This window comes from Paraflavitalea speifideaquila (genome assembly GCF_032395985.1).
GTDB classification, from domain to species: Bacteria; Bacteroidota; Bacteroidia; order Chitinophagales; family Chitinophagaceae; genus Paraflavitalea; species Paraflavitalea speifideaquila.
In genome coordinates, this window is record NZ_CP135920.1 from 4,601,585 (window position 1) to 4,627,893 (window position 26,309).

At 46.3% G+C, this 26,309-nt stretch carries 36 protein-coding genes and 4 pseudogenes; 24 read left to right on the top strand and 16 right to left on the bottom strand.

The features are described from left to right. Nucleotide 1: 1 nt before the first annotated feature. Nucleotides 2–956, bottom strand: a pseudogene (locus RS881_RS31655) (IS110 family RNA-guided transposase). Further along, nucleotides 914–1,240, bottom strand: coding sequence for an IS110 family transposase (locus tag RS881_RS31660; RefSeq protein WP_315814407.1), 327 nt, complete (start codon nt 1,238–1,240; stop codon nt 914–916). Before RS881_RS31660 ends, RS881_RS31655 begins: the two are co-directional and overlap by 43 nt. A 465-nt stretch (nt 1,241–1,705) precedes the next feature. On the opposite strand from RS881_RS31660, the gene RS881_RS31665 reads away from it, so the two are divergent. The 10 genes from RS881_RS31665 to RS881_RS31710 all read left to right on the top strand — a co-directional run bounded on the left by RS881_RS31665 (nt 1,706) and on the right by RS881_RS31710 (nt 8,922). Beyond that, nucleotides 1,706–2,548 carry a polymorphic toxin type 23 domain-containing protein gene (locus RS881_RS31665; RefSeq protein ID WP_315814408.1) on the top strand — a complete coding sequence of 281 codons (843 nt, stop codon included), beginning with the start codon at nt 1,706–1,708 and terminating at the stop codon, nt 2,546–2,548. A gap of 162 nt (nt 2,549–2,710) precedes the next feature. Next, nucleotides 2,711–3,358, top strand: a complete 648-nt coding sequence (locus RS881_RS31670) for a hypothetical protein (protein WP_315814409.1) — start codon at nt 2,711–2,713, stop codon at nt 3,356–3,358. A 298-nt stretch (nt 3,359–3,656) separates the two neighbouring features. Further along, a complete protein-coding gene (locus RS881_RS31675; RefSeq protein WP_315814410.1) occupies nt 3,657–4,664 on the top strand; it encodes an amidohydrolase family protein in 1,008 nt (335 codons plus the stop codon). Continuing rightward, nucleotides 4,642–4,905 carry a hypothetical protein gene (locus RS881_RS31680; RefSeq protein WP_315814411.1) on the top strand — a complete coding sequence of 88 codons (264 nt, stop codon included), beginning with the start codon at nt 4,642–4,644 and terminating at the stop codon, nt 4,903–4,905. Before RS881_RS31675 ends, RS881_RS31680 begins: the two co-directional genes overlap by 23 nt. Beyond that, on the top strand, nt 4,881–5,186 hold the full coding sequence (locus tag RS881_RS31685; protein WP_315814412.1) for a hypothetical protein: 306 nt from the start codon (nt 4,881–4,883) through the stop codon (nt 5,184–5,186). The genes RS881_RS31680 and RS881_RS31685 overlap by 25 nt, the downstream gene beginning before the upstream one ends. Before the next feature lie 56 nt (nt 5,187–5,242). Further along, on the top strand, nt 5,243–5,827 hold the full coding sequence (locus RS881_RS31690; protein WP_315814413.1) for a hypothetical protein: 585 nt from the start codon (nt 5,243–5,245) through the stop codon (nt 5,825–5,827). Nucleotides 5,828–6,286: 459 nt separating this feature from the next. Then, entirely contained in the window at nt 6,287–6,517 is a 231-nt protein-coding gene (locus RS881_RS31695; protein ID WP_315814414.1) for a hypothetical protein, read from the top strand. Between the two features lie 169 nt (nt 6,518–6,686). Continuing rightward, the gene (locus RS881_RS31700; RefSeq protein WP_315814415.1) at nt 6,687–7,478 is read left to right on the top strand and encodes a hypothetical protein; all 792 of its coding nucleotides are present in this window, start codon (nt 6,687–6,689) and stop codon (nt 7,476–7,478) included. Between the two features lie 35 nt (nt 7,479–7,513). Continuing rightward, nucleotides 7,514–7,795, top strand: coding sequence for a hypothetical protein (locus RS881_RS31705; protein ID WP_315814416.1), 282 nt, complete (start codon nt 7,514–7,516; stop codon nt 7,793–7,795). Nucleotides 7,796–8,040: 245 nt separating this feature from the next. Next, nucleotides 8,041–8,922, top strand: a complete 882-nt coding sequence (locus RS881_RS31710; protein WP_315814417.1) for a hypothetical protein — start codon at nt 8,041–8,043, stop codon at nt 8,920–8,922. 19 nt (nt 8,923–8,941) lie between these two features. On the opposite strand, the gene RS881_RS31715 is transcribed toward RS881_RS31710, so the two are convergent. Together RS881_RS31715 and RS881_RS31720 are read right to left on the bottom strand one after the other, a co-directional pair. Then, nucleotides 8,942–9,778 (bottom strand): ABC transporter permease, encoded by an 837-nt coding sequence (locus RS881_RS31715; protein WP_315814418.1) that lies wholly within the window; start codon nt 9,776–9,778, stop codon nt 8,942–8,944. Between the two features lie 131 nt (nt 9,779–9,909). After that, nucleotides 9,910–10,062, bottom strand: a complete 153-nt coding sequence (locus RS881_RS31720; protein ID WP_315814419.1) for a hypothetical protein — start codon at nt 10,060–10,062, stop codon at nt 9,910–9,912. Nucleotides 10,063–10,389: 327 nt separating this feature from the next. Between RS881_RS31720 and RS881_RS31725 the strand changes: the two genes are divergently transcribed. The 5 genes from RS881_RS31725 to RS881_RS31745 all read left to right on the top strand — a co-directional run bounded on the left by RS881_RS31725 (nt 10,390) and on the right by RS881_RS31745 (nt 13,452). Further along, complete coding sequence (locus RS881_RS31725) at nt 10,390–10,620, top strand: cyclic nucleotide-binding domain-containing protein (RefSeq protein WP_315814420.1); 231 nt, start codon at nt 10,390–10,392, stop codon at nt 10,618–10,620. Between the two features lie 261 nt (nt 10,621–10,881). Next, nucleotides 10,882–11,289, top strand: a complete 408-nt coding sequence (locus RS881_RS31730; RefSeq protein WP_315814421.1) for an RDD family protein — start codon at nt 10,882–10,884, stop codon at nt 11,287–11,289. Nucleotides 11,290–11,357: 68 nt separating this feature from the next. Next, nucleotides 11,358–11,633, top strand: a complete 276-nt coding sequence (locus RS881_RS31735) for a hypothetical protein (RefSeq protein ID WP_315814422.1) — start codon at nt 11,358–11,360, stop codon at nt 11,631–11,633. A gap of 174 nt (nt 11,634–11,807) precedes the next feature. After that, a complete protein-coding gene (locus tag RS881_RS31740; protein ID WP_315814423.1) occupies nt 11,808–12,425 on the top strand; it encodes an SGNH/GDSL hydrolase family protein in 618 nt (205 codons plus the stop codon). 601 nt (nt 12,426–13,026) lie between these two features. Continuing rightward, nucleotides 13,027–13,452, top strand: coding sequence for a hypothetical protein (locus RS881_RS31745; protein WP_315814424.1), 426 nt, complete (start codon nt 13,027–13,029; stop codon nt 13,450–13,452). On the opposite strand, the gene RS881_RS31750 is transcribed toward RS881_RS31745, so the two are convergent. The 12 genes and pseudogenes from RS881_RS31750 to pxpB form a co-directional block, all read right to left on the bottom strand. Then, nucleotides 13,444–13,605, bottom strand: a complete 162-nt coding sequence (locus tag RS881_RS31750) for a hypothetical protein (protein ID WP_315814425.1) — start codon at nt 13,603–13,605, stop codon at nt 13,444–13,446. The two genes, RS881_RS31745 and RS881_RS31750, sit on opposite strands and share 9 nt — an antisense overlap. Continuing rightward, a complete protein-coding gene (locus RS881_RS31755) occupies nt 13,590–14,186 on the bottom strand; it encodes a DUF4407 domain-containing protein (RefSeq protein ID WP_315814426.1) in 597 nt (198 codons plus the stop codon). The genes RS881_RS31750 and RS881_RS31755 overlap by 16 nt, the downstream gene beginning before the upstream one ends. Then, nucleotides 14,186–14,533 (bottom strand): DUF4407 domain-containing protein, encoded by a 348-nt coding sequence (locus tag RS881_RS31760; RefSeq protein ID WP_315814427.1) that lies wholly within the window; start codon nt 14,531–14,533, stop codon nt 14,186–14,188. The genes RS881_RS31755 and RS881_RS31760 overlap by 1 nt, the downstream gene beginning before the upstream one ends. A 44-nt stretch (nt 14,534–14,577) precedes the next feature. After that, a complete protein-coding gene (locus RS881_RS31765; protein WP_315814428.1) occupies nt 14,578–14,703 on the bottom strand; it encodes a hypothetical protein in 126 nt (41 codons plus the stop codon). 203 nt (nt 14,704–14,906) lie between these two features. After that, nucleotides 14,907–15,293 (bottom strand): hypothetical protein, encoded by a 387-nt coding sequence (locus RS881_RS31770; protein ID WP_315814429.1) that lies wholly within the window; start codon nt 15,291–15,293, stop codon nt 14,907–14,909. A 186-nt stretch (nt 15,294–15,479) separates the two neighbouring features. Beyond that, a complete protein-coding gene (locus tag RS881_RS31775; protein WP_315814430.1) occupies nt 15,480–16,094 on the bottom strand; it encodes a hypothetical protein in 615 nt (204 codons plus the stop codon). A gap of 247 nt (nt 16,095–16,341) precedes the next feature. Next, the gene (locus RS881_RS31780) at nt 16,342–16,581 is read right to left on the bottom strand and encodes a hypothetical protein (protein WP_315814431.1); all 240 of its coding nucleotides are present in this window, start codon (nt 16,579–16,581) and stop codon (nt 16,342–16,344) included. Nucleotides 16,582–16,865: 284 nt separating this feature from the next. Next, nucleotides 16,866–17,734 (bottom strand): annotated as a pseudogene (locus tag RS881_RS62620) (NRAMP family divalent metal transporter). A 17-nt stretch (nt 17,735–17,751) separates the two neighbouring features. Further along, nucleotides 17,752–18,102 (bottom strand): hypothetical protein, encoded by a 351-nt coding sequence (locus RS881_RS31795; RefSeq protein WP_315814434.1) that lies wholly within the window; start codon nt 18,100–18,102, stop codon nt 17,752–17,754. Continuing rightward, nucleotides 18,083–18,784, bottom strand: coding sequence for a LamB/YcsF family protein (locus tag RS881_RS31800; protein ID WP_315824670.1), 702 nt, complete (start codon nt 18,782–18,784; stop codon nt 18,083–18,085). Before RS881_RS31800 ends, RS881_RS31795 begins: the two co-directional genes overlap by 20 nt. Before the next feature lie 52 nt (nt 18,785–18,836). Continuing rightward, nucleotides 18,837–19,831, bottom strand: a pseudogene (locus RS881_RS60190) (5-oxoprolinase subunit C family protein). Nucleotides 19,832–19,867: 36 nt separating this feature from the next. After that, a complete protein-coding gene (gene pxpB / locus RS881_RS31815; RefSeq protein WP_315814436.1) occupies nt 19,868–20,512 on the bottom strand; it encodes a 5-oxoprolinase subunit PxpB in 645 nt (214 codons plus the stop codon). 384 nt (nt 20,513–20,896) lie between these two features. Here pxpB and topA point away from each other — a divergent pair. The 9 genes and pseudogenes from topA (at nt 20,897) to RS881_RS31865 (ending at nt 26,173) form a co-directional block, all read left to right on the top strand. Continuing rightward, a pseudogene (topA, locus tag RS881_RS61780) lies at nt 20,897–22,716 on the top strand (type I DNA topoisomerase). Beyond that, a complete protein-coding gene (locus tag RS881_RS31830) occupies nt 22,632–23,240 on the top strand; it encodes a topoisomerase C-terminal repeat-containing protein (protein WP_315814438.1) in 609 nt (202 codons plus the stop codon). The pseudogene topA and the gene RS881_RS31830 overlap by 85 nt, the downstream one beginning before the upstream one ends. Then, nucleotides 23,221–23,343: a topoisomerase C-terminal repeat-containing protein gene (locus RS881_RS31835; protein ID WP_315814439.1), complete on the top strand. Its 123-nt coding sequence runs from the start codon at nt 23,221–23,223 to the stop codon at nt 23,341–23,343. The genes RS881_RS31830 and RS881_RS31835 overlap by 20 nt, the downstream gene beginning before the upstream one ends. Continuing rightward, nucleotides 23,340–23,480, top strand: coding sequence for a hypothetical protein (locus RS881_RS31840; RefSeq protein ID WP_315814440.1), 141 nt, complete (start codon nt 23,340–23,342; stop codon nt 23,478–23,480). The genes RS881_RS31835 and RS881_RS31840 overlap by 4 nt, the downstream gene beginning before the upstream one ends. 6 nt (nt 23,481–23,486) lie before the next feature. Continuing rightward, on the top strand, nt 23,487–23,837 hold the full coding sequence (locus tag RS881_RS31845) for a hypothetical protein (protein WP_315814441.1): 351 nt from the start codon (nt 23,487–23,489) through the stop codon (nt 23,835–23,837). Further along, complete coding sequence (locus RS881_RS31850) at nt 23,821–24,039, top strand: YcxB family protein (protein WP_315814442.1); 219 nt, start codon at nt 23,821–23,823, stop codon at nt 24,037–24,039. Before RS881_RS31845 ends, RS881_RS31850 begins: the two co-directional genes overlap by 17 nt. A gap of 246 nt (nt 24,040–24,285) precedes the next feature. Then, complete coding sequence (locus tag RS881_RS31855) at nt 24,286–24,999, top strand: transglutaminase family protein (RefSeq protein WP_315814443.1); 714 nt, start codon at nt 24,286–24,288, stop codon at nt 24,997–24,999. Beyond that, a complete protein-coding gene (locus tag RS881_RS31860; protein WP_315814444.1) occupies nt 24,996–25,271 on the top strand; it encodes a hypothetical protein in 276 nt (91 codons plus the stop codon). Before RS881_RS31855 ends, RS881_RS31860 begins: the two co-directional genes overlap by 4 nt. A gap of 284 nt (nt 25,272–25,555) precedes the next feature. Next, nucleotides 25,556–26,173: a Dps family protein gene (locus tag RS881_RS31865; protein WP_315814445.1), complete on the top strand. Its 618-nt coding sequence runs from the start codon at nt 25,556–25,558 to the stop codon at nt 26,171–26,173. The last annotated feature ends 136 nt before the right edge of the window (nt 26,174–26,309 follow it).

Below are 26,309 nucleotides of genomic sequence, written 5' to 3' on the forward strand. Positions count from 1 at the left end.
TTTAAGGTTGCAATACAGCTTCATATCCGAGTTGTTTGATCTTCTGCAGATATGCATTAAGCTGTTTGGTTTTTATTTTTTGTTGTAATACAATTGGATCGGGTTGTGTAAAAGGTTGCTTGTCTTTAATCATATGCCAGACTGCACACAGGATCTTATGCCCTATAGCGATGAGCGCCTTTTTAGCGCCTATTCGTACCGCGAGGCTATAATATTTGTTACGTAGGTAGTCCTTTCCCTCGCCCTTGCAATGTGTAGCAGCCCAGGCACATTCTACTAGAACGGTTTTGAGTTGGGGGTTGCCTTTTGTTATTCGGCCGCTTTTTTTTACCAGCACTTTCATTATTGCCAGGACTAATACCAGCCCACGATGCAAGGTGATGTGAAGATGGGAAAGCCTCCATATTGTCACCAATTTCACTAATGATAGTAGCGGCACTATCTTTCCCAACTCCTGGTATGGTTTGCAGCAGATCAACAGACAGTTGGTGACTTTGCAGATGTTCGTCGATCGCCTGGTCAACGTCTGCGATAACTGCCTGTATTTGGGCTATAGACTTTTTGATTGTCTTGAGCATGAAGCGATGATGAGCAGTGATACGCCCCTGCAGGGATTTATGCAAGGTGTCTTTGGATGCTTTTACCCGACCAAGGGCCAGGGAGGTCAAAACAGCAGGATCTGTTTGGCCGCCAATGATGGCATCGATCACAGCTGACCCACTTTTGCCAAACACATCACTGATGACACTGCCGAGCTTGATGTTAGCGTCTTCCAGTATCTTTTGAAGGCGGTTCTTCTCGGCAGCAATCTGACCGGTGAGTTTCTTTTTATAGCGGAACAAGTCTCGCATTTCTCTTATGTCTGAAGGTGGAATGAAGCTGCCGCTCAATAATCCACTGAGCAATAATTTGGTCAGCCAACGGCTATCGGCCTTGTCCGTTTTGCGGCCAGGCACATTTTTACATGCCGGGCGTTAACCAGCAGGATCTCGAAGTCTTCTTCCAGGATATTATAGACAGGCTTCCAGTAAACACTGGTGCTCTCCATGGCTACGTGGGTAATACCAGTTTGCTTTAACCAATGGCGCAACTGCTCTAAAGAAGCAGTAAAAGTCTCAAAACTTCGGGTTTCTTCCACTATCCCTTGACCTCCAATACTGGCTACCACACTGTTCTTATGAACGTCCAGACCGCAGCCTGCAGCTACTACCTGGTCAAACTCAATTGTTGACTTTACCATAGTAACCTCCTTGTTTTGTATATAGGAAAGTTACCATTTTTCAACGGCTCACACTTTTCATGGGCGCGGGTGCTCAAAAGGCATCAATGTTTTTGTTTCCCTGCCCCCATCCTACTGCGTCAAAGGGTTAATTACCCGCCCAAAAACAGTGTTTTAACGGTTGTGAGTACCCTGAAATAATATGAGTTTTAACCAACCTATAACAATGCATCCTTCTCCTTTTAACTCGGCACCCTATACAAAATAACCCCTATGAGGGCCAATTAGAGTAACACTATTCATTTCGGACTAAATGAAAAAGTGGTATCCATACGGCAGTTAAAACAGCGATTAATAGTTGTTTTTAACAATAGGGTTCGTTATTGAAGCCAGACCACAGGAGGGCCTGCGGCTATTTAATAATAACGTATCGCCGGTACTGACCCAACAGCAGGGAGCAAAAAATCTATTCAAAGCTTCGCTGGTTTGTGGGATAAAAAAGGATTCTCTATAGGCGTAGGTTATGGCATCTGGAAAGACAATCCTTCCTTACAATATTCCTTAAATACAGCAGTACAATGGCGGGTGTATAAAGCCTTCCTGGGTAATTACCGTAATGGCGCCAATCCCAATGATACGCGTTCTAAAAGCCAACTCGTCTTTACCTTTTCACCGATGCTTACACTAAACCTGTCCAAAGGGCGCTATGTATACCAGGAACTGGAGCCCTTTTACCTGGGTACCCCCAATGCAGTATTTAATGATTATAAATATGCTGTTACGCTGGGTACTACTTTTACCGCTTCCCCGAGAGGAACTTACAAAAATGTATCTACCATTCGCAACCGGACGCAGCAGGCCTGCATGCTGGCCATCAACCTTAGGAATTTCAACTTCACTATGTACGATGATTATGTACCAATCCTAACAACGATCTTTCAGTTGGGTGATAACTGGGACCGTTTCTTCACCGGCGGCGGCTTCGTACGATACAGGTTCAATGATCATTATACTTTGCATATCTATTCTGAAGTATATACCGGATTGAACAGAGCCAATCCCTTTCTTGCGCCAGATATTATATCCTACAAAAACAGGGGAAATATTTGGAAACTGAAAAACTATGCAAACCAGAATGCCGGGCAGGAATATTTCAATAGCTCCTGGTTCATTGCCAGCCTTAGTTATACAGGCCCCCAGATGCCGGGAACACAGTCAGGAGTGTATCTCCCCAACTTTCATTTCTCAATTGGCTCAACTGCTCCCTGGACCATGTTCTCTCAAAATTTCATCCATTCACTTATCAAATACGACAAAAGAACTGTTTGAAATTACATTATTTCAAACACCGGTCATCGACACCTGGCAATCTTGAGGCCGGTGGCCGAAACAATTGGCAGCTTAATATCAACAGTATCTTTTTTGGAGGAGGGGTGGATGCTAATATATCGATGCCATGAAACAGAGTTTTACAATACGAATGCCTTTTTTTTGACGATTGTATCACTGGCATTTTGCCAGTGGCCGGCTATCGGACAACAGCAAGAAGTGATCAGGGATAGGTTAAGCAGCATTCAACGCGGCCTTGATACCATGATCTTTGTAAATCGTTTTGAATCTATAGAATCCTCCTGCCTTTACATTGCTTCCTGGGACAGTTCAATAGCTTGTGCAGAAAGAGCGGTCATTAACTCCAATTACAGGATCAAACTAGCCAAAGGGAAAGAAATCGATACCAATGGGGTAAAATGTTTAAGTCAGCATGTTGCAAGGTACCTCCGCCTAAGGGTTAAGGTGGTAGATACTACTGATCTTTGCCTGGCAGGCGTAGTAGAAACTACCTATGCCTATCCGGCCAGTAGTATCATACAGTTATTGGGGGCAACCCGTCAACTCGAAGGCAAAACAGATCGTTATTTCGACAAGTTGATAAAGTTCACCGGCACCTTTACTTTATACCCCGCGGATGATAAATACCGTATCAAAATGATACTGAATGACCTGCCATTTGATCCTGGAGACGCATATTTTGGGTACCTGGAAATTGTACTGGATGCTTTCAAACCACACGCAGAAAAGGTATACCTATTACGCTTTGACCAAATGAGTATCAAAAAGGGGATAGCAATAACCAGATAGCTGTCAATTTCTCTTCTACCACACATGCCCTGGAAATGCAATCGTATTCCTTCCTGACTTACCATGTATTGCGGCACTTCAATTCCAGGGATGTAGTAAAAAGGCCAATGCTATTTGGCTCAATAATTTTTTGAAGAATCCTGGTTGCCCCGCTTGCCAACCAATTTATAATGCAGCACGATACATGATCACCTTTACATCCTTTGCCTTACCCAATACAAGCCCGGCCCCTGCTCACTAAATAAACTTAAACCTTATGCCATTCTTTGACTTTCACATCCATCCTACTTTAAAAAGTATGTTTTCGCAGGAGACTTCAAAGACAAGTCCCTGGACAAATATTGATATCCACGCCATTCCATGGGTGGCACGTTGGTGTAGTGATTTTCAATATATTCTATGCTCGCAAAGCAATCTCGCCCAATTATCGAATACAGGGTGTAACCTTGTTTGCATTGCCCTCATTGCACCAGAAAGGGGCATGACACAAAATGCCCTTATCAACCAGCAGGCCAGGGGTACTCTGAGCAGGTACCTTGACCCGGATGAACTAACCAGGATCAACGATCCCAACACCAGTCCGTATCAACTTGTATTGAATGATTTACAACATGTACTATTAGATCCTGCAAGATTTGGTATTATGGATAAGAGCGTAGTATTGCTCAGAAATGGGGATGATTATGACCCTGATGACCAGTCAACACTGTATATTGCCCTAACCGTAGAAGGCGCTCATTCGCTGGGCAATACATTTGATCGTACCACGATCACTGCCGACAGTGTAATTGCCAACCTTAGTGACCTTACCTCTACCCGTGGATTCCCCATCATATCACTTAACCTAACCCACCTTGAGCAATACCCATTCTGCAACCATGCATTTGGTATCCAATTTGTAGGCAGTGACAACTTTTACCCTACAGGCAGGATGATAAGCCCGGCAGGGATATCCATCATTACAGCATGTTACGAACGCAGGATAATGATCGACATCAAACACATGAGCCTGGGGGCACGGCGTATGCTGATAGAGCAAATCCGGATTGCCGGGGATATGCAGGCCATCCTTCAACCACTCGTTTGTACCCATGCGGGATTTACGGGACTTTCCTACAAAGACATTCCCAACTATATCAATATGCGCGGGATCCAGGGGAATCATATAGTGAAATATCCTGGGCAAAGCCCAGTATATACGGCTCACTCGACAAAACGGCCTTTAATCCCAGCAGCATCAACCTTTTCAATGAAGACATTCTCGCCGTATTATATTCGGGGGAATGATTGGTCTATCGCTCGATAAACGGATACTTGGTTATTCGGAAGCAAGTAAAGATCCCCGGGATGCGCAGGAGTTGGTCATTGAAATAGAATACATTTCCAACGAAGAAAGGGAGTTCTACTTAACCGGCCCAACAACAGGTGCTAAAATATTGGAAGCCTATTGCATTACACACCAGGAAATTTTGGATGCGGGTACCGTAAATCCGGATGCAGCTTTTATCACCTCTGTCATTTTATGTCGCATATCCTCCACCTTATAAAAGTAGCCGGTGAAGGGGGCTATAATGTGAGCCAGGCGCTTATGCAGGTTTGCATCGGTTCGGACTTTGATGGATTGATCAACCCTGTTTGGTGTTGCCCTACCATCGATTCCATTAATGACTTCAAAAACGATTTCATCCGTTCATTTCCCCGTTTTGCCAGGGCCAATCGCGATAAAGTAAGCCTGCCTAATGGGTTTGATGTGCACGCATTCGCCGACAGGTTATTCTTTATCAATGGTAAAGAGTTCCTTTTAAAGCGGGTTGCGTTAATAGGATAAAGCCAATTATCATGATACAAGACGTTAATCATTCCATTCAAAACCATTAACATTCTATGTCTTCTATATTAAGTTATCTTACAGCTGGCTTTAAAAAGTTCTATCAATTTTTGCTGGAACACTTCACCCGCCAGTTCAAATCGCTCTGGAAAGCCAAAACAGGTATTCCGTTACGGTACCTGGTCAGCGATTTCTTTTCCGTATTGCGCAGTGTAGGCATGTTTGCCTTCCTCAACCTGATCGCCTTTATTGTATTTGCTTTTTTGCCACAGGGAAAAGATGTTTTACTGATCGTAGCAGAAGACATCAGCCGCCCTCCTCACCAGATCGGAAACCTGATATGGCTGCTGATTGGTGTCATATTCTGGAGTGTTGCCTCCGAATTTGGCTCGCGGTATTCGATCTATATAACGGATAATACCCTGCAAAGTATTTCTGATAGACGTATCAAATGGCGGCGTGCTGTACAGGAAGCCATAGCAGAGTATTTCCTGATGCTGCCCTACCTTATTGTAACACTGGGCTTCCTGATCAATTACCTGCAGGATACTTCCCTTAAACCCAACGAAAAACTGGGGTTTTGGCATTCCTGTTGCCAGCCTTTTCCTGGTATTCCGGGTAGTTGCCCATTTCTACTATGATGACAAGGAAAGGGAAATACACCGTAAATCCAATAATGCCTTTTACCGTTTCCTGCTGCTACCCCGACAGGAGTTAAAATGGTGCAATATGCTTTTGGTATATACAACCGGTATGTATATACCATTCAAAAACCTTGCAATTTCAAAGAGGAGATCAATGAAGAGTATAGGTTATTTTGCAATAACTTTCTTTGCCAACCACAAGACCCGCAGGATCCAGCCGGCAAAAAAACAATTTCCCCAGGATCAATCCATGATCGAAGACGATGTAAGGATACCTTCCCCTTTTATACTGGATGAGTTTACAAAAGGAGAGAATGACGAGCCGTCGAATCCCAAAAATGAATATTTCAAATGGATCTATAAGATCCCATTGAATTTTTATCCTACACTACACAAGCAGTTATATGTTTTGGTCATAGCTAGTCTAATTGTCTTCCTATCGATCTGTTTTTGCCGGTGTCAGCCTATCCTCATATCGGCGCTCCTGGCCTTATCGTAGTAGCCTTCGGATGCTGGTGCGGTATTTATGTGGGTTTGTTGTATGTGGACTATGCGCGTTTGCGCGATAAGAGAGTATCGCTTCGTTTTATACTGTTTGCGCTGCTGTTGTTTTCCTCCTGGATCAATGAAGATCATCCGGTCCGTTATAATAGCAATGGAACGGGCAGGACGAGCGGCCCGTTTTAAAGGACCATTTCACCAAATGGCTGGTGCAATACCAAAAAGATTCGTCAGAAACCTTGTGGAGCCTCCGGAGCGATTCAGCTAAAAAGATCCCTTCTATCCCGTTGTTTTTGTTTGCGCCGAAGGCGGCGCCCTGCGTACAGGCGCTTTTGCCGCCCAAACACTTAGCTTTTTGCAGGACTCTATTAGAAAGCATTGCGGTATTGATATCAAAGATCGGTATACGCCTATTCAGGCGTATCGGGGCAGCGTAGGCATCAGTTATTTCAATGCAGCCGCCTACCTAAGCAACCCCGACGACCTTCGGCAGGAAAGTTCTTTTAGTGAGTTGTCCAAAACATTTTTTACACAAGATTACTTGTCGCCGGTAATTGGTAAAATGTTCTACGCCGAAGTATTGCAATTATTTATTCCCTTCCATATTAATATACTCGACCGGTCAGTAGCCCTGGAACAAAGTTGGGAAGAAGGCTTTGAGAAAGTAATCAAACCGAATGGGCGGAATATCTTTTCAGCTGATTTCCGTAGTCTTTATCTGAATACTTCCAAAATCCATCCCGCGATATTTATCAATACCACAGAGGCGGAATCGGGATATCAATGCTGGCTTACAAACATAAAAATGACAGACTCTCCCATTGTAGAAGCTGAAAAGCGTGATCTGATGAACTATAAGATCAGGGGTGGTATCAATTACAGTACCATGATCAATTTCAGTTCCCGATTCCCTTTGTTTTCGCCCGCCGGTACCTTGATCCAGGATAAAGGGAAAAAGTTTCATTATATCGATGGCGGCTATGTGGAGAATACGGGTTGTGGCACCATGCTGGAAGTATTGCGGGCACTGGAACCTACTTTTAAAGACCTGGCCGATCCCCAAAAGACCAGGAAGCCCATCAAGATCAAACCATTTGTCTTTATACTTAAATACAACCAATCCAATAATGGAAAGACAAAAATATAAGCACTGGTAATGAATTTACCGAGATCCTGTATGGTATGTACAATACCCGCAATGGCCGGTCGCTTACTGCCAACCAGGAATTGTGTAACTATGTGCGCAGCCAGGGCGGAGAAGCCATGGAGCTTCCCTTGCAAAAATCGGGTAGTGAGGTGCCTATGAATTGGGTACTATCCACCAAAAGCCTCGAAGAAATTGAGGGTGATATTAAAGGCAAGTGGGAGCAACGCAAGGTTAATGACCTGCGTAAATTCTTTGCGATCGACTCTACCAAATTCGTCAAGCAGAAAGATTGGTATAAGCCATTAGCCTCCCAATAGGCCATCCTTCTACATGCAAAAGCTCAAATGCAGTCTGATCGGGGTCCGAACTCCCGCTACTTCTTGATTGAGATCATTACCTCAACATTAAAATTTTGTGACCGTTTAACGCTTATCTTATCATAAAAATCTGGCTATCACACCGAAGCGGAAAACCGCTGCCAGCGTGGTTCTACTGATTCACAATTGCAGGGTTGACAATGCCTATTGTTCTTTCTATATTGGGTAAATCCAAAATCCGAGCTATGAAAAATCTTCTACTCATTTTGTTGCTGGGCGTCTCAGCCAGCAGCTACGGCAAAACATCCCTGATCAGGATCTACAACGCGGCAGAGTACTTACTTGAATCCAACAAACTCACCGATGCCTGGCGGTTATTGAAGTATGTAGAACCTTACTGCGATAAAACAGATACGTTGTACCCGTATATTCTATGGAGTACACTAAGCACTACCACGAGGTTGGAATTGTATTACAGACTGAGACAACAGTTTGACAGCTCCTATTATTTTGGGCAGCGGTCATTACAACTCATTAGAAAGGGTATTCCTTATTTTAAGGAAACCTTTGTGAACAGGAAATACTGGATGTATAAAAACCTGGTCGTTTCCTCTTTTGGCTTAAATAAGCCCATCCAGGCAAGAAAGTACCAGGACTTACTTTACAAAGCCTATAAAGCCAGGAAGCTACCAGAAGGGATGGACCAGTATTACAATTTCACGTATTTCAAATGGAAGGATAAAAATGTATGGGGTTATGAATGGTACCCCGAGCCGGGTGAACCCAACACACAGGGACGTTACTCTAAGATCATTTATTATGTATACAGTACCAATGCCGATGGTACGGATAAAGAGCAACTATACCGGCTGCATGTGGTGAGATCAAAAAACAAGAAGCAGGCGCTTAAACGGGGTTATGTGTTAAGCAAGCAGCTTGAGAACGCGCAAAATGAAGTGAGCGGTATTTTGTATGGATATACCTATCAAAAGAAGATCAACTATCCCAAGTTGCAAGCCGATATCAAAGAAGTATTAAAAGAAAATTATTATCCTGATTCACAAGCAGCAGCCATGAACAAAAGATTACCGGTACCGGGCTCGCAGCTACGCTATCAGTACCGGTAAACCTGGTGAATGCGTTATTTTATTCAGCGCGCAGGCTCCTTACCGGGTTGGCCAACGCTGCTTTAATAGCCTGGAAACTTACGGTGAGCAGGGTGATCACCAAAGCGCCGCTACCGGCTGCAGCAAAGATCCACCAGCTTGCAGAGGTGCGGTATTCATAATGTTGCAGCCAGTTGTGCATGAGGTAGTAAGAGAGCGGAATAGCGATGGCCAGTGACAAGGTAACCAACAACACAAACTCGCGGGAGAGCAGGCGCCATAAGTTGAACACCGAAGCGCCCAGCACTTTCCTTACGCCGATCTCTTTGGTACGTTGTTCGGCCATGAAAGCAGCCATGCCAAACAAACCCAGGCAGCTGATGAAAATGGCCAGGGCGGCAAAGAATCCAACCAACTTGCCAATACGTTCTTCATCGGCAAATATGTGCCCGTATTCTTCATCAATAAACTTATAATCGAGTGGCGCTGCAGGTACATACTTTTTATACACGGCTTCAATGGCAGCCAATGCCTCGTGGGTACTATTATGAGGATTGAGGCGGATAGTGATCACCTCACTCATATCACCCAGGGTAGAAAAAACGGATTGCTTTACGGGTTCATAAGGCGATTGCATCACCATATCCCGCACTATGCCAACAACTGTATAGTCTCTGTCGCCCCATCGAACGATCTCGCCCAGCGTGCCTACTATCAGGATCACCGAAACGGTAAACTGTACCACCACCAGCACCTTGCGGGGAATACTAGCCAAACGCCCTACCCTGAAAGTGCCTTTCAATACTTTAACCGGCTGGAAGGAAGAGAGGTAGAAGGCGGGATAACTGCCAGCTATCAAGCCCGTGATCAGGGCCACACCTTGGCCATATCAGCCTTGTTAGCTACCTGCACAAATAGTTGAAACGAATTATTGTCCCATTGTTCTCCGGCTCTTTTACTCATTCATTGTTGCTGCTATACAGGTCCCAGGAGGCAATAAATGCCAGTTTACTGAAAGGTGTATTGGCCGGCAGGTTGGCATATACGTCCTATTAGCATGGCCACCGCCATACCCACCGATAAACCGGCTATATTGATAAAGGAATGGCCTTTATGCCGGCCCAGGTTGCGAAAGGCGACTTTGAAATAATTTTTGATCATGAAGGCTTTTTTTCTGTTGGAATGATTGTAACTGGAACTTTCTTCTAAGAAAATGCAAGATTACAAACAACTAATAATTAACTCGTTATACTAGTTATCCAGTACCTGGATCGTCCGTTTTTGATACAGCCGGTGTTCAGTTTTGAGGAACCTATCCTATTTGTTTTTTGACCTATGTCACAATTCATTCCTATTGCCTGCCGCACCTTTGCGTCATCATTTAAAGAATAGAACAAGACATGAAAAAGAAACATTTTAATTACATCAACACCCTGTTTGTAGTGATTCCTATGACCCTCATTATGGCCTTTGTTGGATTGATGCGAAATGCTAAAGATCATACCAGGTTGGGAAAAACTCTACCGCAGCTACCTCGAAATGGCGTATGTAAACAATACCAACCGCCTCATGTCGTTTATCACCCTCGACGCCACAGAAAGGTACCGGCAACTACCTGATGAAAACCCCGTAGTGGTGCAGCGCCTGTCTAATAAAATGACTGCTTCCTACCTCAACGTATCGCAGGAAACCTTGAGTCGCCTGAAATCAAAACGCTGAACAGCCTGGTCTTTTTAGTGTTCCCACGGGGTTATCCTGATTGCACCTACAACTATGGGTTTTACCGGTTTTATTGTATTTTCAATCCCATATTACTAACCCTTAATAACTGCCGGGCTGCCGGTAACCAGATGACCAATACCAACACTACTATCCACAGCAGTACCCGATTGGGTTCCATGATCTGCGACCAGATTATAATGACGCTGATCTGTGTACTTTTCTTTATACCCGGCTTGCTTACCTCCTTTTTTTCAAATCATGGGAAGTTCGGACGAACTGCTTATGTTGAATCCATTTGGCGGTCATTATCCTTATATTTTCCTCATCGGATTTGCCTTGTACTTTTGTAAAGACAGCATTAAGGGAAGAAGTTTTGGCAAACGGGTTACCCGCCTGCAAGTCCTTGACAATACTACCGGCCAGGTAGCATCGCCCCTGCAGTGCCTGGTGAGGAACTTGTTTTGTATTATCTGGCCCATTGAAGTTATAGTGACGCTCACCAATCCAACCCGCCGCATTGGCGACCGGGTAGCCGGAACACGAGTGGCCTTGTATGATCCTTTTACTGCACCACAGCCCAAACTGGCGGCTGGTAAAATATTATTTTCCCTGGTTATTTCCTATGCGGTCATGGTATTGACCTTTTTGCCCTTGCCCCTGCACTGAATCGTCCAACTACGCCGCCCTATGTAAGAAGTTCATACAATGCAGCAGCCAGTCAATCGCTCGATAAATTGTTCAGTGATAGCCTGGGCCAATACCTGCAGCCCAGCTTCAGCGTATATGATTCGGTGACAGGTCATACCGGTAAGTATATATTCGCCCTTTTTAAACTCAAAGCCAATTACCTTGAATCGGATGAACAAGCCAACCTCCTGAAACAATTAACCATGCAATTATTGTATACCCGGTACAATCCGGATTCCTATTCAGGAGTGGCCAAATACATTTACCAGGATGGCCATAATAAACAGGTACAAGTCAACCATATAGGTAGCGATAATCCCTAGTTAAAACCCCGCCAGTACTGGTTCCCATAAGGGGAAACAAGTGTTTTTTGACCATCCCGGCAATACAAAGCGAACCTATTTACGTATATATAGCAAAGGACGCTGAATATGAGCAAAGTAATATTGTTCATATACCTTTGTCTGTGTATGCTAGTCCCTTTAACAGCACAGGATATGAACCCAACCAACCGAACGTATCTCGCCCTTGGCGATTCTTATACCATTGGCGAAGGTGTAGTTGAAACAGAAAATTTCCCACACCAGGCCGTGCAATTACTCAATACCGCAGGCCACATTTTTAATAAGCCCACCATTATTGCCAAAACGGGCTGGACAACAGATGAGTTGCAGCAAGCCATTGATGCCGCTTCCCTTGACAGTACCTATACGATGGTTTCCCTGCTCGTTGGTGTCAACAATCAATACCGGGGCAGGTCCAGCCCGGAATACGCCAACCAGTTTCAAATACTGCTGGAGCGTGCCATCGCTTTTGCAGGCCACCACCCGAATCATGTGTTTGTATTATCGATTCCCGATTGGGGCGCCACGCCCTATGCTGAAGGCAGGGACCGGGCACTCATAACCCGCGAAATTGATGCGTTTAATGCCATTAATAAGTCACTCGCCAACGAATATGGGGTGCATTATATCGACATCACACCAGGCACCCGCGAGGCCGCTAACGACCCTACCCTGCTCACGACCGATCAATTGCACCCCTCCGGTAAAGAATACAGCCGTTGGGCGGCAAAACTGGCGGAAGAAGTGATGACAGTGGTCAATGGGGGATAGCGAATGGAAAGCCTCCAACTCTGCAATTAATTTACAATCAATTATTTATTGGGAAACAAGGTAAAATAGCGTCCCCTCCAGGAGGAGGTAACCAGGCCATTTTGTACTAAAATGTACTTTGCCTGGTAGCTAAAACCTAGTCTGGGCCTGGCTTACAAGCCTAAAAAGCGCCTGGTAATTGCACTGGGATACTAGGAAACCAGCACTCCACCGTAGGGAGTCAGTGCAATTCCACTAGGGCCCCAGTGCAATTCGGATAGGCTATTTAGGCAATCTCACATGGATCTGGCGTGAATTCAGGTTGAGGAAACCATTGCCGATTGACGGTTCAAAATACCATTTAGTTAGGAGAATTTTGGGAGGGTTAAAAGGTGGGTCGCTCTGTTGTCTGGCCGATGCAGTGCTGCAGAGCGGCTCACCTTAAAGGAGACAGGTAAAACTAAGTGACATTGATTGCCGATTGACGATTCCCGTTTTTCCCATTAAATTGCGCCCTCAATAGCCCAGGTTCTGATATGGAAACGCAACAAACGCAGCCCCCGTTCTCAAATTAAGTTGGAGAGAAAAATTTGCCGGTATTCTGCTACTGCTCATTGGGCTGGTGTACCTGCTTTGGCAGGCCAGTGATTTCTTGTCCTCCAAAGCCGATGCCTATGCTGTGAAGGAAGGCGCCATCCAGATAAGCACCAGCGAACTGATGAACCATGTGCGTTCCATTGTTTCCATCATCCTGGCCCTGGCCGGAGGTTGGTTGTTATTAAAGGGCAAAAGAGCCGGCTGGGTGATCAGTGTGCCGCTGCTATTACTGCTCAATGCCATTGCAGCAGGTATTATGATAGCTGGTTACAACCTTACCAATACCAACAATAAAATAGTTGGCGGTGTTGTTGTATTCATTCTGCTACTGGCTCTGGTATTTTTATTACTGCCTTCGGCGCGGGTAAAATACAAGGTCGGCAAGCGCACTTACTTACCGACCCTGATCTTATTGCTGTTTTTGGTTGGATTGTATTTCTTCTTACAATAGATCGCCCTCATCGACCTGGTAGCGTTCCTTGATCTTACGCATTACTTCATCCATGGAAGCACGATGGTCTTTGGGATTCCATTCACCCCGCTCCCATTTGTCCAGTTCTTCATCAATATGCTTTTGTTGTAAAGCACTTAGCTTGTCAGACAACTGGTCTGATACTTCTTTTTGTTTGCGGTAAAAGCTTTCTTCTTTTCAGAGGTCAGCTCTTTGTCCTTGCGCATATCGTTTTCCGAAGCAGCCATCAGCGTCAACTCTTCTTTGGCCAGGGCTATATCATAAGGCCCTACGGGCATGATGAGTTTGGATATGATGGGCCCTACTTCGATCAGGATGATGAGGAGTGATAATAGGAGGCTGGTCCAGAATACACTGCTTTCTTCATTGGCCAGGTCCGTCAGCGCTTTGTTGCGTTCCAGGAAGCCCACATTGGCTTTGGCAGCGGCTTCATATTGTTTACGCTTTTCTTCCAGGCCTGCTTTGGCGCCGGCCAGGATACTGTCTTGCTTGCTAATATCAATTTGTAATTGTAATAACTCGGGTATGTACTGTTGCCGTGCATTGGTATAAGCATCCATCTTTAAGCGGGTAAGGTTTTCAATGCCCCTGCGGCCTGATCCACCCGTTCCATCAGCTTCCTGCACATAAGCTTGTTGCAGGCGGTGTAAGGTATCTTCGAGCGACAGCTTACGGTTTACCAGCCGGTTGCGTTCGGCTTCCGTGCTTTGCATCAGGGCCGTATTTTCGGCCTGCAGCAGGCTATCATTGAGCTGTATCTTTTATGAATATTCTCTACCACCTTGGTATCGATCTCCTTCTCAAAGATCTTCAGCTCCAGCGGGCGGGCAATGGTTACGCCGATCAGCAGGGCCAGGGCAACCCGGGGTAAAGCCATCCAGAACTGTTTGCGCCTGCTGACGCCATACTTGCGCATGGTGGATACCAGGAAGCGGTCGAAATTAAAGATGATGAGCCCCCAGATGATAGCAAAGAGAAAGGTCCACCCAATATTGTTGAAGATACTGTAAATGGCATAGCCCGATGAAATGGCCGCCAGTACAAAGGTAGCCAGGATCACCCCACCCAGTCCACCGTACTTGCTGTGCTCGGAGGGGAATTGCTTTAATAATTGCTGGTGCGCACCGGCGCACCACCACAGAAAATTGTTGTCCGATCTTTTACCGCTTCCCCACTAAAGGAGTCATAAGCGTACAGGTCATTTTCCTGCACAGTTTCTTTGGCAGTCATACAAATGCTTTAATGAATAAAATGTAAAATATTAAGCGATAGCGGTTGAAGTGGAATGAGAATACAACGGCAAATAAAAACAATAATTGTAAACAAAACGTGAAAGAATCGCAGATTACGCAGATTTATCGCAGATGGCGCAGATTGGATAGATTGCGTTGATTAGAAGCCCAGATTATGGTGATTTGGGTGGATTTCGCAGATTAGAAACGCGGCATGAATGGATTATCGCTCAAGAGTAGTTCATATTCCGGCCTTTTCCAGCTGGTTTTGAAAAGGTTCATCGTCCTGTCGGGTTGATGGGGGTGCAGTTCCAATCGCCGCTTTTTGGAAAACTTCGACACATAGAGGGTATCATTGATCCTGACCCATTCAAATTGCTTCCGGGCCAGCAATTTGTCTCTGTATTTTGTATAACAGGAGTCGCAAAAGGAGATGGTCTTTTCCTGGTTGCATTTACCACGTTCGTCGAAGTAATAATAAAAGGAGGCCGGTTGGAAGGAGCTGTCCTTTACATGCAGTACCATATATTGATCATTCATTTCGATGGGGCTGTTCCTAAAATGGCTTTTCTTACTTTCAGCTTTCAAGGGACGGATGACTGCTCTTTTGGAACGCCCAATATATCCCTGCGAAAAGTCAGGGTGACTGGTAATAGTAAGCAGAAAAGCAAGGTTACTCTAAGCAAATAGGAGGGGTTAAAGAAAATTAGCGGGCCTTGTAAATATCGAAATCTGTAAAGGCTATCTTCCCAAAGTCTTTGGCAGTCAGTATCTTCATTGTTCTTTTTCATCTTCTTCATCCCCGGCATTAAATTTAACATGGCCATCTTTGTGAAGGTACCAGGTACTGTCAGTCGCTGAATATTTGAAAGTGGTAGTGCGTGTCCAGCGACGGGCGCCACCGCCATAATGCTCAATGGAAAAATATCCATTCTTAATTACTAAAGCTGAATAAGGGTCTCCCATACCTCCGCCACCACAATCTGAACAATAGATGGCCTTGTCACTTTGGACTGCCAGTTTGTAGGTTGAGTCTTGCTGCCCTAATAATACAAGCATAGATCTTTTGAGTGGCCCTGCTGAATCAGCCCGTTTAGTTGCTACGATATCTTCCTGGGGAACATTCAATACCAGCAGGTAATCTGGATAAGTATCCAAGTTGAGGTCTCCACTGCAGGTATCCATAACCTGGTAGCCTGTGGGTACAAAAGCCATCAATGCGGGAAGGAGTTCTTCCAATCCCATACGCCCCCAATATGAATCAGCCTTGATACTACCTGGCGGGAGTTCATCATAAGTTATGTCGGAAGTATCAATAGCAGTTTTGGCGCTGTCTTTATTGGCAATAACCGTTGCTTGTTCAGCTGGTCCGCTACAAGCCGCGAGCATTACAATCAAGAGAAGGGGTAAAAGGAGTTTATACATATGATAGGTTGCCAGGAAGCAAGATACTATTAATCATTAAACGGATCATGGCTGTCCCTGTATTTGCCGCGCATAGCCATTCCTATATATAAAATGCCGCCCAAAATACCGCCAATAGCGAGGGACCACATAATGAACACCATCTTCGATTTGCTAAAATCATTTACAAAGTAAATATAAGCGGCGGCAGCCAGACCTACCAGTAGGAAAATTATCCCAAAGAGGTAACCGCCCCGGTTTTCCTTTTAAACTCGCCCCCGCTGGCCACAAAAAGTTCTTCCAGTAATTGGTTAGCTTCACCGGCTTGCATACCGCGGTAGTCGGCCGTGAGGTTCTCGATAATATGTTCCCTTTTGGAACCATCTTTAACGGCTTCAATGGCATATTCCAGGTTATCGGCCGTAACGCCTTTACCCAGGTATTTGGCTTTGATGATATTGATATTTTTCATGGTGGTGTGGGTTTATGACCTGCCATCAAAATAACACCAATTGGCTAAGTTTCAAACCAAAGAGCATAATCAACGACTAAAATATTTGCTCGCTATTAATAGTAGACTTGCTCCCACCAATACCCAGCCGCCTATGCGTACGATCCTTTCTTTTTTGAAATAGTCTCCATCACTTGCCTTTACCAATGTTTTGGAACTGGTAATGCAAAAATGCCAATCAGCAATGGAATGAAGGCTTCAATATATTTAGCCATGATGATATATTTTATAGTAATAAAATATACTTACTGCCACAACTTCGGCAGATCACTCATGATGGCCTTAACTCCCATTACGCCCATCACAGCCACCACCGCCCACCCTGCCAACTGCATCCAGAGCGGATGCCGGTATCCTTTCATCAGTTGCTTGTTCATGGCTGCCAGGAGTATAAGGCCCAGTCCAACGGGCAGGATCAGTCCATTGACTACCCCGGCGGCAATGAGCAATTGTTTCGGCTTGCCGATGGCTACAAAGATGAGGGTGGAAAGGATGATGAATATTGAAATGCATAGCCGCTCGTAGCGGGCAAAAACCGGGTGGAAAGTTTTGAAGAAGGAAACAGAGGTATAGGCCGCCCCTACCACAGAGGAAATAGCCGCCCCCACAATACCACGCCAAAGATGCGGAAACCCAGTTCTCCCGCCGCATGTCTGAACACACTGGCCGGCGGATTATTGACATCCAGCACCACGCCCTGCGCTACGACGCCCAGCACTGCCAGGAACAATACATACCTCATGATACTGGAAATAACGATACCACTCATAGCGCTGCGGTCTACCTGTGGCAAATGCGCCTGCCCCTTGATGCCAGCATCCAATAAACGATGTGCGCCAGAGAATGTGATATAACCACCTACGGTACCTCCTACCAGCGCTACAATGGCCACAGTGCTGATCTTTTCGGGCATGATGGTTTGGCGCAGCGCTTCGCCCAATGGCGGGTGTGCGCTGAAAGCAATATATAATGTAAGCAGGATCTTTATCACGCCCAGGGTTTTGGTAAAGCCATCGAGCATTTTACCGATCTCGCTTAACCAGAAAAGCGCCAGGGCTACGATACAACTTACCACCGCGCCGGTTTCAAACGACATGCCTGTAAGCACATTCATGCCCAGACCACAACCTGCTATATTGCCAATATTAAAAGCAAAGCCCCGAGTATCACCAATACGGCCAGGAAATACCCCAGGCCCGGCAATAACTTATTGGCCAGGTCCTGCGCCCGCAATTCGCTTACGGTCAATACCCGCCAGGTATTCAGTTGCGCGCCGATGTCCAGCAGGATGGATACCAGGATCACGAACCCCATACCCGCCAGCAGCTTTTGCGTAAAATCGGTGGTTTGTATCAGAAATCCCGGTCCTATGGATGAGTTGGCCATCAGGAAAGCAGCACCCAATACGGCACCGCCGCCACCAAATACAATACGCTTTTGAGCAGGTGGGTTACCGGATCGCTTAAACGGATTTAATTTCAATACCGTGTTGTTTTATTGTGTGGTGTATTTGTTGGGCAATGGTGAGTGCGTGGGCGCCATCACTATGAATACAGATCGTTTCGGCGGTGATAGCCAGGCGGTGGTTGCTGGTGGTGTAAACAATACCCTGTTCTACCATCTGCAATACCTGGGCAATACCAATCGCCGGGTCATCAATCAATGCATTGGCTTCCGAGCGCGGGGTAAGGCTGCCATCATCACGGTATGTACGATCGGCAAATACTTCACTGGCAGTAGGCAGTCCCATATCCAGGGCGGTACTGATCAACAGACTGCCCGACAAACCATACAGTACCAGTTTGCTGTCCAGGTCTTTCACCGCCTGGCATACAGCCGTAGCCAATACCGGATCAGTAGCAGCCATATTGTACAGGGCGCCATGTGGTTTTACATGGTGCAGGGAGGTGCCGTGTACATGCAGAAAAGCCTGTATGGCGCCTACCTGGTACAATACTATATCATATACTTTTTCAGGAGAGAGGTGAACCTGGCTGCGGCCAAAATTATCCCGGTCCTGGTAGGAAGGATGAGCCCCAATGGCTATCCCGGCTTTCAGGGCCGCCGCCACCAGTTCATGCATGGTATGTGCGTCGCCTGCATGAAAACCACAAGCAATATTGATGGAACTGATATAGGGTAATAAGGCCAGGTCTTTTTCAATATCATATTCCCATAAATGGGTACTCTCCCCATATCACAGTTAATGTCAGTTGTTAGCATACCAGTTGGTTCAGGTGATCATAGCAGGCCCGCTGAATAATATTGAGCTCATGCTCCTGTGAAAATAGCAATTCCTCAGCAGTAGGCATATCAACCATATTAAATTGTATGCTGTCGCTGGGCCTTAACTGTGCCAGTTTGGGCAACTGGGAGGATATCACATGGCCAATCCTGGGGTAGCCGCCCGTAGTTTGATGGTCGGCCATTAACAATACCAACTGTCCATCGGGCAATAATTGGATGGTTCCAAAACTTACCCCGGATGAAACCAGCCCGGTAGTATATTGCCGTTTTAAGGGTACACCGCGCAGTTGATAACCCATGCGATCGGAATATGGGTGGATGATAAAATTGTTTTCCAGCAGTTCGCGCTGTGATGTATGCGTAAGCTGACTCCATTCATTGCCAATAGTAAAAAGTATTTCGTGGGGCAGCTGATAGGTTCTTCCCGTATCTACCCGCCAGTTGAGTGGTTGGTATTCGCGTGTTTCTTTGAGCAGGCCGGCAAAATAAATGCTGTTTTCTTTAAAGGGCAGTTCATCGCCTTTTTCCAGCTTGCGGCCCTGGTAGCCGCCGGCTCCCGCCCTGAGGTTGGTACTATAACTGTTGAGCCAGCGCGGCACACAGAAACCACCATGTACGGCCAGGTAACAACGGCTGCCCGATAGCCACCGGGGAAATGCAACAAGGTATTCCTGCGCACTACAATGGGTCGCCAGGTGCCTACCGATTCATTGTCATTGAGGGTAGGCGAAAAATCGGCCCCTGTAATACTGATCAGCGCATTTTGTTCGAACAACAGCTGTGCCCCCGGAAAATGGATCTCCATCACCGCTTCACCCGGCTCATTACCCACCAGCATATTGGCCACACGGGCCGCATACGCATCCATAACCCCACCGGGATTAATACCCCAGCTACCATAGCCATAACGGCCAAGATCCTGGATCGTGTCCAACAATCCGGGTTTGATGATTGATAAAGACATAGGCTTGTTTAGAGTTTGGCGTCATAAAATTCCACTTCATCTCCTGCTTTCAATAGTACGGGATTTTCGGACTGAGCGTTGAACATTTGGAGGGGTACGGCCAATGATATTCCATCCGCCAGGGCTGTTGAATGGATAAATACCTGTTTGTGAGCCAGCTATACCTACACTGCCTGCCTGTACGGCTACCGGTTTAGCCTTGCGGGGCTGGGCGATCTGATCGTCCACAGTGCCCATATACGAGAATCCGGGTAGGAAACCGATCATATACACCTGGTACACCTGGGCTATATGGAGCTGTACCACGGCTTCGGGACTCAGGTTCCTGGCCTGGGCCAGCGAGGCCAGATCGGGCCCATTTTCGCCCCCATAATAAACAGGGATGCGATGTTTTACCGGGGTACCCAGGATGGCAGGACCCGATTGGCGGTAAGCAGTGACCAATCTTTCCTGCACCCACTCAAAAACAGTGTTGGCAGGCTGGTAATGGCTTTTAACAAAGGAAGGATCGTATAAGAGGGTAAGCGAAGCGTAAGCGATAATAATGTCTTTCAGGCCTTCAAAGCGATTTTGCTGCAACCATTGGCTCATAGCCAGTACTTTACCATTCAGCGTTTCGCTGAGCTGGTTACCCAGGTCGATGGTGACAGCGCCATCGCCCATTGGAAATATGATGGGCAATTGATTCAATGACAGGCTGCAGGATCTGCTACTTACTAAAGATATTAATTACTTGGATAAATAGGCCAACCGCCCGGATTCTTCTCCCACGAGCTTCCGGGTGCCTGAAATCGGTGTCTTACCGCCAACTTTTGACTTCAGGTTCACCGATTCCCCTTTGGTCCTTTTGTTCCACCTGATATGGCTGGCCGTCGACTTCCCTCCCACCCCTGATTTCAGACTGCTGACCACGGACCCCTATTGCTGAATAAAGTATAACAATTAACTTTCTCATTGACATTCTTCTATTTATATAGGTTCTGGCAGGCAGCAATTTGTTGATTTCGTGCTTATACACTAAACTTGCACGCCAACAGGTCTATTGTAAACTGTTTCAAACAACGTATGGCGAAGAATTTATTGATCGTAGAGTCCCCTGCAAAAGCAAAGACTATTGAGAAGTTCCTGGGCAAGGATTTCGAGGTGAAAAGTTGCTATGGTCATATCCGTGATCTGGAGAAAGACGAGATGGGTATTGATGTCAAGAACAATTACCAACCGCGTTATATAGTACCAGAAGAGAAGGAAAGGGTGGTGAAGGAATTGAAAACCCTGGCCAAAAGATCGGACGAAGTATGGCTGGCAACGGATGAGGACCGCGAAGGAGAAGCCATCAGCTGGCACCTTTGCGAAGTACTCGGACTGGACCCCTCTACTACAAAACGCATTGTATTTCATGAAATTACCAAACCTGCCATCGTAAAGGCAGTAGATAAACCACGTACGGTAGACATGAACCTGGTCAACGCCCAACAGGCGCGCCGGGTATTGGATCGCATCGTGGGTTTTGAGCTAAGCCCAGTGCTTTGGCGCAAAATGAGCATGAAGAACAACCTGAGTGCCGGCCGGGTACAAAGTGTGGCCGTTCGCCTCATTGCCGAGCGGGAAAGGGAGATCAATGCTTTTTCCGCTATTAGCTCCTTTAAAATAGAAGCACAATTCACTGCTAAGGATACTACGGGCAAACAGGTAACCTTCGGCGCCGAAGGCAAGAAGTACAACCAGGCCGAAGATGCCGAGAAATTCCTGCAAAGCTGTATCGGCGCCGATTATGCCGTAACAGATATACAGGTAAAGCCAGGCAAAAATCGCCTTCCGCCCCTTTTACCACTTCTACCCTGCAACAAGAAGCCTCCCGTAAGTTTGGGTATTCTGTAAGCCGCACCATGCTGCTGGCCCAAAAACTGTATGAAAGCGGTTATATATCCTATATGCGTACCGACAGTGTGAACCTGAGCGATACAGCCATGGATGGCATCCGCAACCAGGTAACAGGCCAATATGGCGACAGGTACTTTCAACCCCGCAAATACAAGAACAAGAATGAGTCGGCACAGGAAGCCCATGAAGCCATCCGTCCTACTTATATGGAGAACTCCACGGTAGACGATCCGGATACCAAGCGCCTGTATGAGCTGATCTGGAAACGAACCATGGCCAGCCAGATGGCCGATGCAGAACTGGAAAAGACGATTGCTAAAATACAGGTATCTACCAATAAGGAAGAACTCACTGCCAGTGGTGAAGTACTGAAGTTTGAAGGGTTCCTGAAGGTATACCGCGAAGACCGGGATGAGGAGGATATTACAGACGATGAGCAGAACGAAGGCATGTTGCCTCCATTAAGTGTACAGCAACAACTGCCCCTGAAGGAAATGAAAGCGATTGAGCGCTTCAGCAGGCCATCACCACGTTATACGGAAGCCTCGCTGGTAAAGAAATTGGAAGAGCTGGGCATCGGTCGGCCATCGACCTACGCTCCAACCATTTCTACCATCCAGAAAAGAGGTTATGTAGAGAAAAGGGACAAGGATGGCGTTAAGCGTGATTTCAGGGTATTCCGCCTGGCCGATAATGCTATTACTAAAGTAACCGAACAAGAAAATACGGGCGCCGAGAAGTCGAAACTATTCCCTACCGACCTGGGCCTGGTTGTGACCGACTTTTTGAAGCAGTATTTTGATGATATCATGGATTATGGTTTCACCGCCCGCGTAGAAGGTGAGTTTGATGAAGTAGCGGCCGGCAAACTGAAGTGGAACACGATGATCGACGATTTTTACATCCCTTTCAAAAGGATGTGGAGAATACTATTGAGCATGCCGAACGCATCAAGGGCGAACGGGAACTGGGTGTGGAAGCCGAAACCGGCAAGAAGATCGTAGCCCGTATGGGCCGTTATGGTCCCATGGTGCAGATTGGTGATGTGAACGATGAAGAGAAACCCCGCTTTGCCGCTTTGAAGAAAGAGCAGAGCATTGAGACCATTACCCTGGAAGAAGCGATGCAACTGTTCCAGCTACCGCGTACCCTGGGTGAATATGAAGGGCAGGAAGTAGCGGTGAACATAGGCCGCTTTGGTCCTTATGTAAAACTGGGTGAGCAATTCATTTCTATTCCCCGGGGTGAAGACCCGCTGGAAGTATCCCTCGGGCGGGCAATTGAACTGATCAAGGAAAAGCAAACTGCTGATGCGCCTATCAGCACCTACGATAACAAACCCGTTACCAAGGGTAAAGGCCGTTTTGGACCCTTTATCAAGTGGAACGATATGTTTATCAATGTACCCCGCCGTTATAATTTTGATGCCTTAAGCGCTTCCGATATTAAAGAACTGATTGAAGCCAAAATCAGCAAAGAAGCCAATCGCTACATACAGAACTGGCCCGATGAAAAAGATTGCCATTGAAAATGGCCGTTGGGGTCCCTTTATCCGTTTTGGCAAGAAAATGCTGAAGCTGGGTAAGAAAGCAGATGACTCAAATACACCGCTGAGGAAATGGCTGGGGTGAGCCTGGAGGATGTGAAGAGGATGATCGAAGTACAGGTACCCAATGCCTTTGCCAAGAAAACCAAAGCGGCACCGGCTAAAAAAGCGGCAGCTAAAAAGGCCCCGGCCAAGAAAGCAGCCCCGAAGAAGAAGAAATAATTCCGGATGTTGGTCCTCAAATACCACCTGACAGAAGAAGAATACTTCGATTACAATTACTATACAGCCTGGTCTTCGCCCGAGAAGAAAGGCTACCGGATACGTTATTACCTGCGGGTATTCCTGCTGTATACGGCCGTAGCTGTTCTATTCATCATCAGCCGGCAAAGCCGGCAATTGCTGATCGACTTTACCATTTTTGGCATCATTGCCATCACCTACTTTTACTGGTACCCTGGCTCATCAAAACTCTATTCGCCGGCGGGTAAAAGACATCCTGCGCCAACCCGAAAACCAGCATGTACTGGGAGCAGCCGAAGTAATTTTAATGGATACGGGCGTGATCGACAAAGATGAAGCCTCCGAATCCAAATATACCTGGGAGGCCATTGTACGCAAAGCCGAAACGCCCTTCTGCTATTACCTGTATACCAATTCCCATCATGCCATCGTTATACCTAAACGAGCTGCCCGGAATACAGCCGAAAAACAGGAGCTAGAACGAATGCTGAACCAGTATTTGTCACTCACTTCGGAATTCAGCAGCGCAGAAGACTAATTTTGTGAGCAGGTTGTTAGGTATTGTGCGTAAAAGAACTACACCTGTCAAGCTGTGAGCCATGCGCTTCGGGCAGTGAGCCATAGGCCTCTCAAACCCTTTCCCGTAGCCAATTCTGGCTCATCGTCAAAGGCTTCTGAATGCTGAATGCACTATGCTGAATGCTATTTTTCTGTATACTGTATTCTGTTCCCTTGTGGATTTGTGGAAAAGATTTTCATTTATAATATACCAGTTTGCCCGAAATTGACTGCCATATCTGCTGTGTTGGATATTGATGAAGTAAAAACCATGGAAGAAAATAAAGAAATATCAGCGCTGTTTCATTTGTTAGATGATCCTGACACAGAGGTATACAATGTGGTATCCACCCGCATCATTGATTATGGGAAAGGCATTATCCCCAACCTGGAAAACCTTTGGGAAAATACGATAAGCGAAGAAGTACAGGAACGCATTGAAGTACTGATACACCGCCTTCATCTTCGTGATCTTTCAGAAGAAGTAGTACAATGGGATAAACATGCGCACCAGGACCTCCTGACCGGCGCCTTACTGGTATCCCGTTTTCAATATCCCGATCTGGCAACCGCCACAGTTTACCAGGAAATTGAGAAGCTACGCCGCAACGTATGGCTGGAACTCAATAATTACCTTACCCCGCTGGAACAGGTGAATGTGATCACCAGCATCCTGTACAATTATTATAGCCTGCGCGGCACCGAAGTAGGCTACCAGCATCCTGAAGAATTTTTGATCAACAAGCAACTGGAAACCAAACGAGGCAATGCTATTGCCAACGGTATCCTGTACCTCATCCTTAGCGAACTGCTGGATGTGCCTATCCGGGTCATCAATATACCCCGCCAGTTTGTATTGGCCTATTTCAAATCAGATTATGATTTCAACCGCCCTACAGCCGATTTTCAGTACAAGGCGGAATTTTTATCGACCCCATGAGTGGGCAGGTATTTACCCATAAAGATGTAGAAAACTATTTCAAACGGATCAGCGTACCACCTGTACCTTCCTACTTTAAACCCCTATCCAATAAACGCATTATACAAACCTTGTTGGAAGAATTCAGCAAATGCTTTGATACCGACAAAACCCGGTACAAGCAAACCGAGCTGATGGCCCTGGCCGAACTGATCGTAGACCAGCCCGATGAGGATGCACAAGCCGATAGCGCGGATAGTGCGGACGCCCCTCCCCCTACAGAACCGGAATAGAGCAAATACAGCTGCGAGCGGAAAACAGCTACGAGCCACGAGCTGCGAGCTGCGAACGGAATACAGCTATAAGCGGCGAGCCACGAGCTTCGAGCTACGAGCCGTTTATCGTTGCTTTCCTCGTTGCCTAGATGCCTCGTTGCCTTAATCCCTTTCCTTATCAACCTGTCACCTTATCAACATTCCCCCAAGCTCGTGGCTCGAAGCCAGCAGCTCACAGCTTGCTTTCCGGGCATCGAATTTGCAACAATTCCGCCAAGCCATTAATAACCAAATAATAAAATATGAAAGCCAATATTGGTCTTACTGAAAAGAACGCCCAGCAAATAGCACTTACGTTAAACAAAATACTGGCCGATGAGCAGATCCTCTACGCCAAAACCCGCAACTACCATTGGAATTATGAAGGCGACAATTTCATGGAAATGCACAAGTTCTATGAAGGGCAATATGAAGAACTGGCCGATGTAGTAGATGATGTGGCCGAACGCATTCGTACCCTGGGCCATTTTGCCGAAGGCCGTCTGAAAGAATACCTCAAGCTGGCCGACCTGGAAGAGCAAGCGCCTACACCCGATCAGCAAAAACAGGTCAGGAACCTATTGGATGATCATGAAACCATGACCCGCTATATCCGTGAACAGATCAATATTATACAGGACAAACTGAAAGATGCCGGCACAGCCGATTTCCTGACCGGCCTGATGGAGAAACATGAAAAAGATGGCCTGGATGCTGCGCTCTTATCTGAAGTAAACACCCCATGGAGAGGAGACACCTTTCTCCTACGACGCAAACGAAAGGTGTCTCCTCTGGAACTACAACCTAAAGGAGGTAACACCTTTCCTCTTCAACGCAAACGAAAGGTGTCTCCTCTGGAACTACAACCTAAAAGGAGGTAACACCTTTCCTCTACGACGCAAACGAAAGGTGTCTCCTCTGGAACTACAACCTAAGAGGAGGTAACACCTTTCCTCTACGACGCAAACGAAAGGTGTCTCCTCTGGAACTACAACCTAAGAGGAGGTAACACCTTGC

What these genes read in the sequence shown, in the direction of transcription:
- RS881_RS31660 (WP_315814407.1), bottom strand. Translation starts at nt 1,240, where the DNA reads ATGGTAAAGTCAACAATTGAGTTTGACCAGGTAGTAGCTGCAGGCTGC.
- RS881_RS31675 (WP_315814410.1), top strand. Translation starts at nt 3,657, where the DNA reads ATGTTTTCGCAGGAGACTTCAAAGACAAGTCCCTGGACAAATATTGAT.
- RS881_RS31680 (WP_315814411.1), top strand. Translation starts at nt 4,642, where the DNA reads ATGATTGGTCTATCGCTCGATAAACGGATACTTGGTTATTCGGAAGCA.
- RS881_RS31685 (WP_315814412.1), top strand. Translation starts at nt 4,881, where the DNA reads ATGTCGCATATCCTCCACCTTATAAAAGTAGCCGGTGAAGGGGGCTAT.
- RS881_RS31690 (WP_315814413.1), top strand. Translation starts at nt 5,243, where the DNA reads ATGTCTTCTATATTAAGTTATCTTACAGCTGGCTTTAAAAAGTTCTAT.
- RS881_RS31705 (WP_315814416.1), top strand. Translation starts at nt 7,514, where the DNA reads ATGTACAATACCCGCAATGGCCGGTCGCTTACTGCCAACCAGGAATTG.
- RS881_RS31710 (WP_315814417.1), top strand. Translation starts at nt 8,041, where the DNA reads ATGAAAAATCTTCTACTCATTTTGTTGCTGGGCGTCTCAGCCAGCAGC.
- RS881_RS31720 (WP_315814419.1), bottom strand. Translation starts at nt 10,062, where the DNA reads ATGATCAAAAATTATTTCAAAGTCGCCTTTCGCAACCTGGGCCGGCAT.
- RS881_RS31725 (WP_315814420.1), top strand. Translation starts at nt 10,390, where the DNA reads ATGCTAAAGATCATACCAGGTTGGGAAAAACTCTACCGCAGCTACCTC.
- RS881_RS31730 (WP_315814421.1), top strand. Translation starts at nt 10,882, where the DNA reads ATGGGAAGTTCGGACGAACTGCTTATGTTGAATCCATTTGGCGGTCAT.
- RS881_RS31740 (WP_315814423.1), top strand. Translation starts at nt 11,808, where the DNA reads ATGAACCCAACCAACCGAACGTATCTCGCCCTTGGCGATTCTTATACC.
- RS881_RS31755 (WP_315814426.1), bottom strand. Translation starts at nt 14,186, where the DNA reads ATGCAAAGCACGGAAGCCGAACGCAACCGGCTGGTAAACCGTAAGCTG.
- RS881_RS31765 (WP_315814428.1), bottom strand. Translation starts at nt 14,703, where the DNA reads ATGACTGCCAAAGAAACTGTGCAGGAAAATGACCTGTACGCTTATGAC.
- RS881_RS31775 (WP_315814430.1), bottom strand. Translation starts at nt 16,094, where the DNA reads ATGCTCGCGGCTTGTAGCGGACCAGCTGAACAAGCAACGGTTATTGCC.
- RS881_RS31780 (WP_315814431.1), bottom strand. Translation starts at nt 16,581, where the DNA reads ATGAAAAATATCAATATCATCAAAGCCAAATACCTGGGTAAAGGCGTT.
- RS881_RS31835 (WP_315814439.1), top strand. Translation starts at nt 23,221, where the DNA reads ATGAAAAAGATTGCCATTGAAAATGGCCGTTGGGGTCCCTTTATCCGT.
- RS881_RS31845 (WP_315814441.1), top strand. Translation starts at nt 23,487, where the DNA reads ATGTTGGTCCTCAAATACCACCTGACAGAAGAAGAATACTTCGATTAC.
- RS881_RS31860 (WP_315814444.1), top strand. Translation starts at nt 24,996, where the DNA reads ATGAGTGGGCAGGTATTTACCCATAAAGATGTAGAAAACTATTTCAAA.
- RS881_RS31865 (WP_315814445.1), top strand. Translation starts at nt 25,556, where the DNA reads ATGAAAGCCAATATTGGTCTTACTGAAAAGAACGCCCAGCAAATAGCA.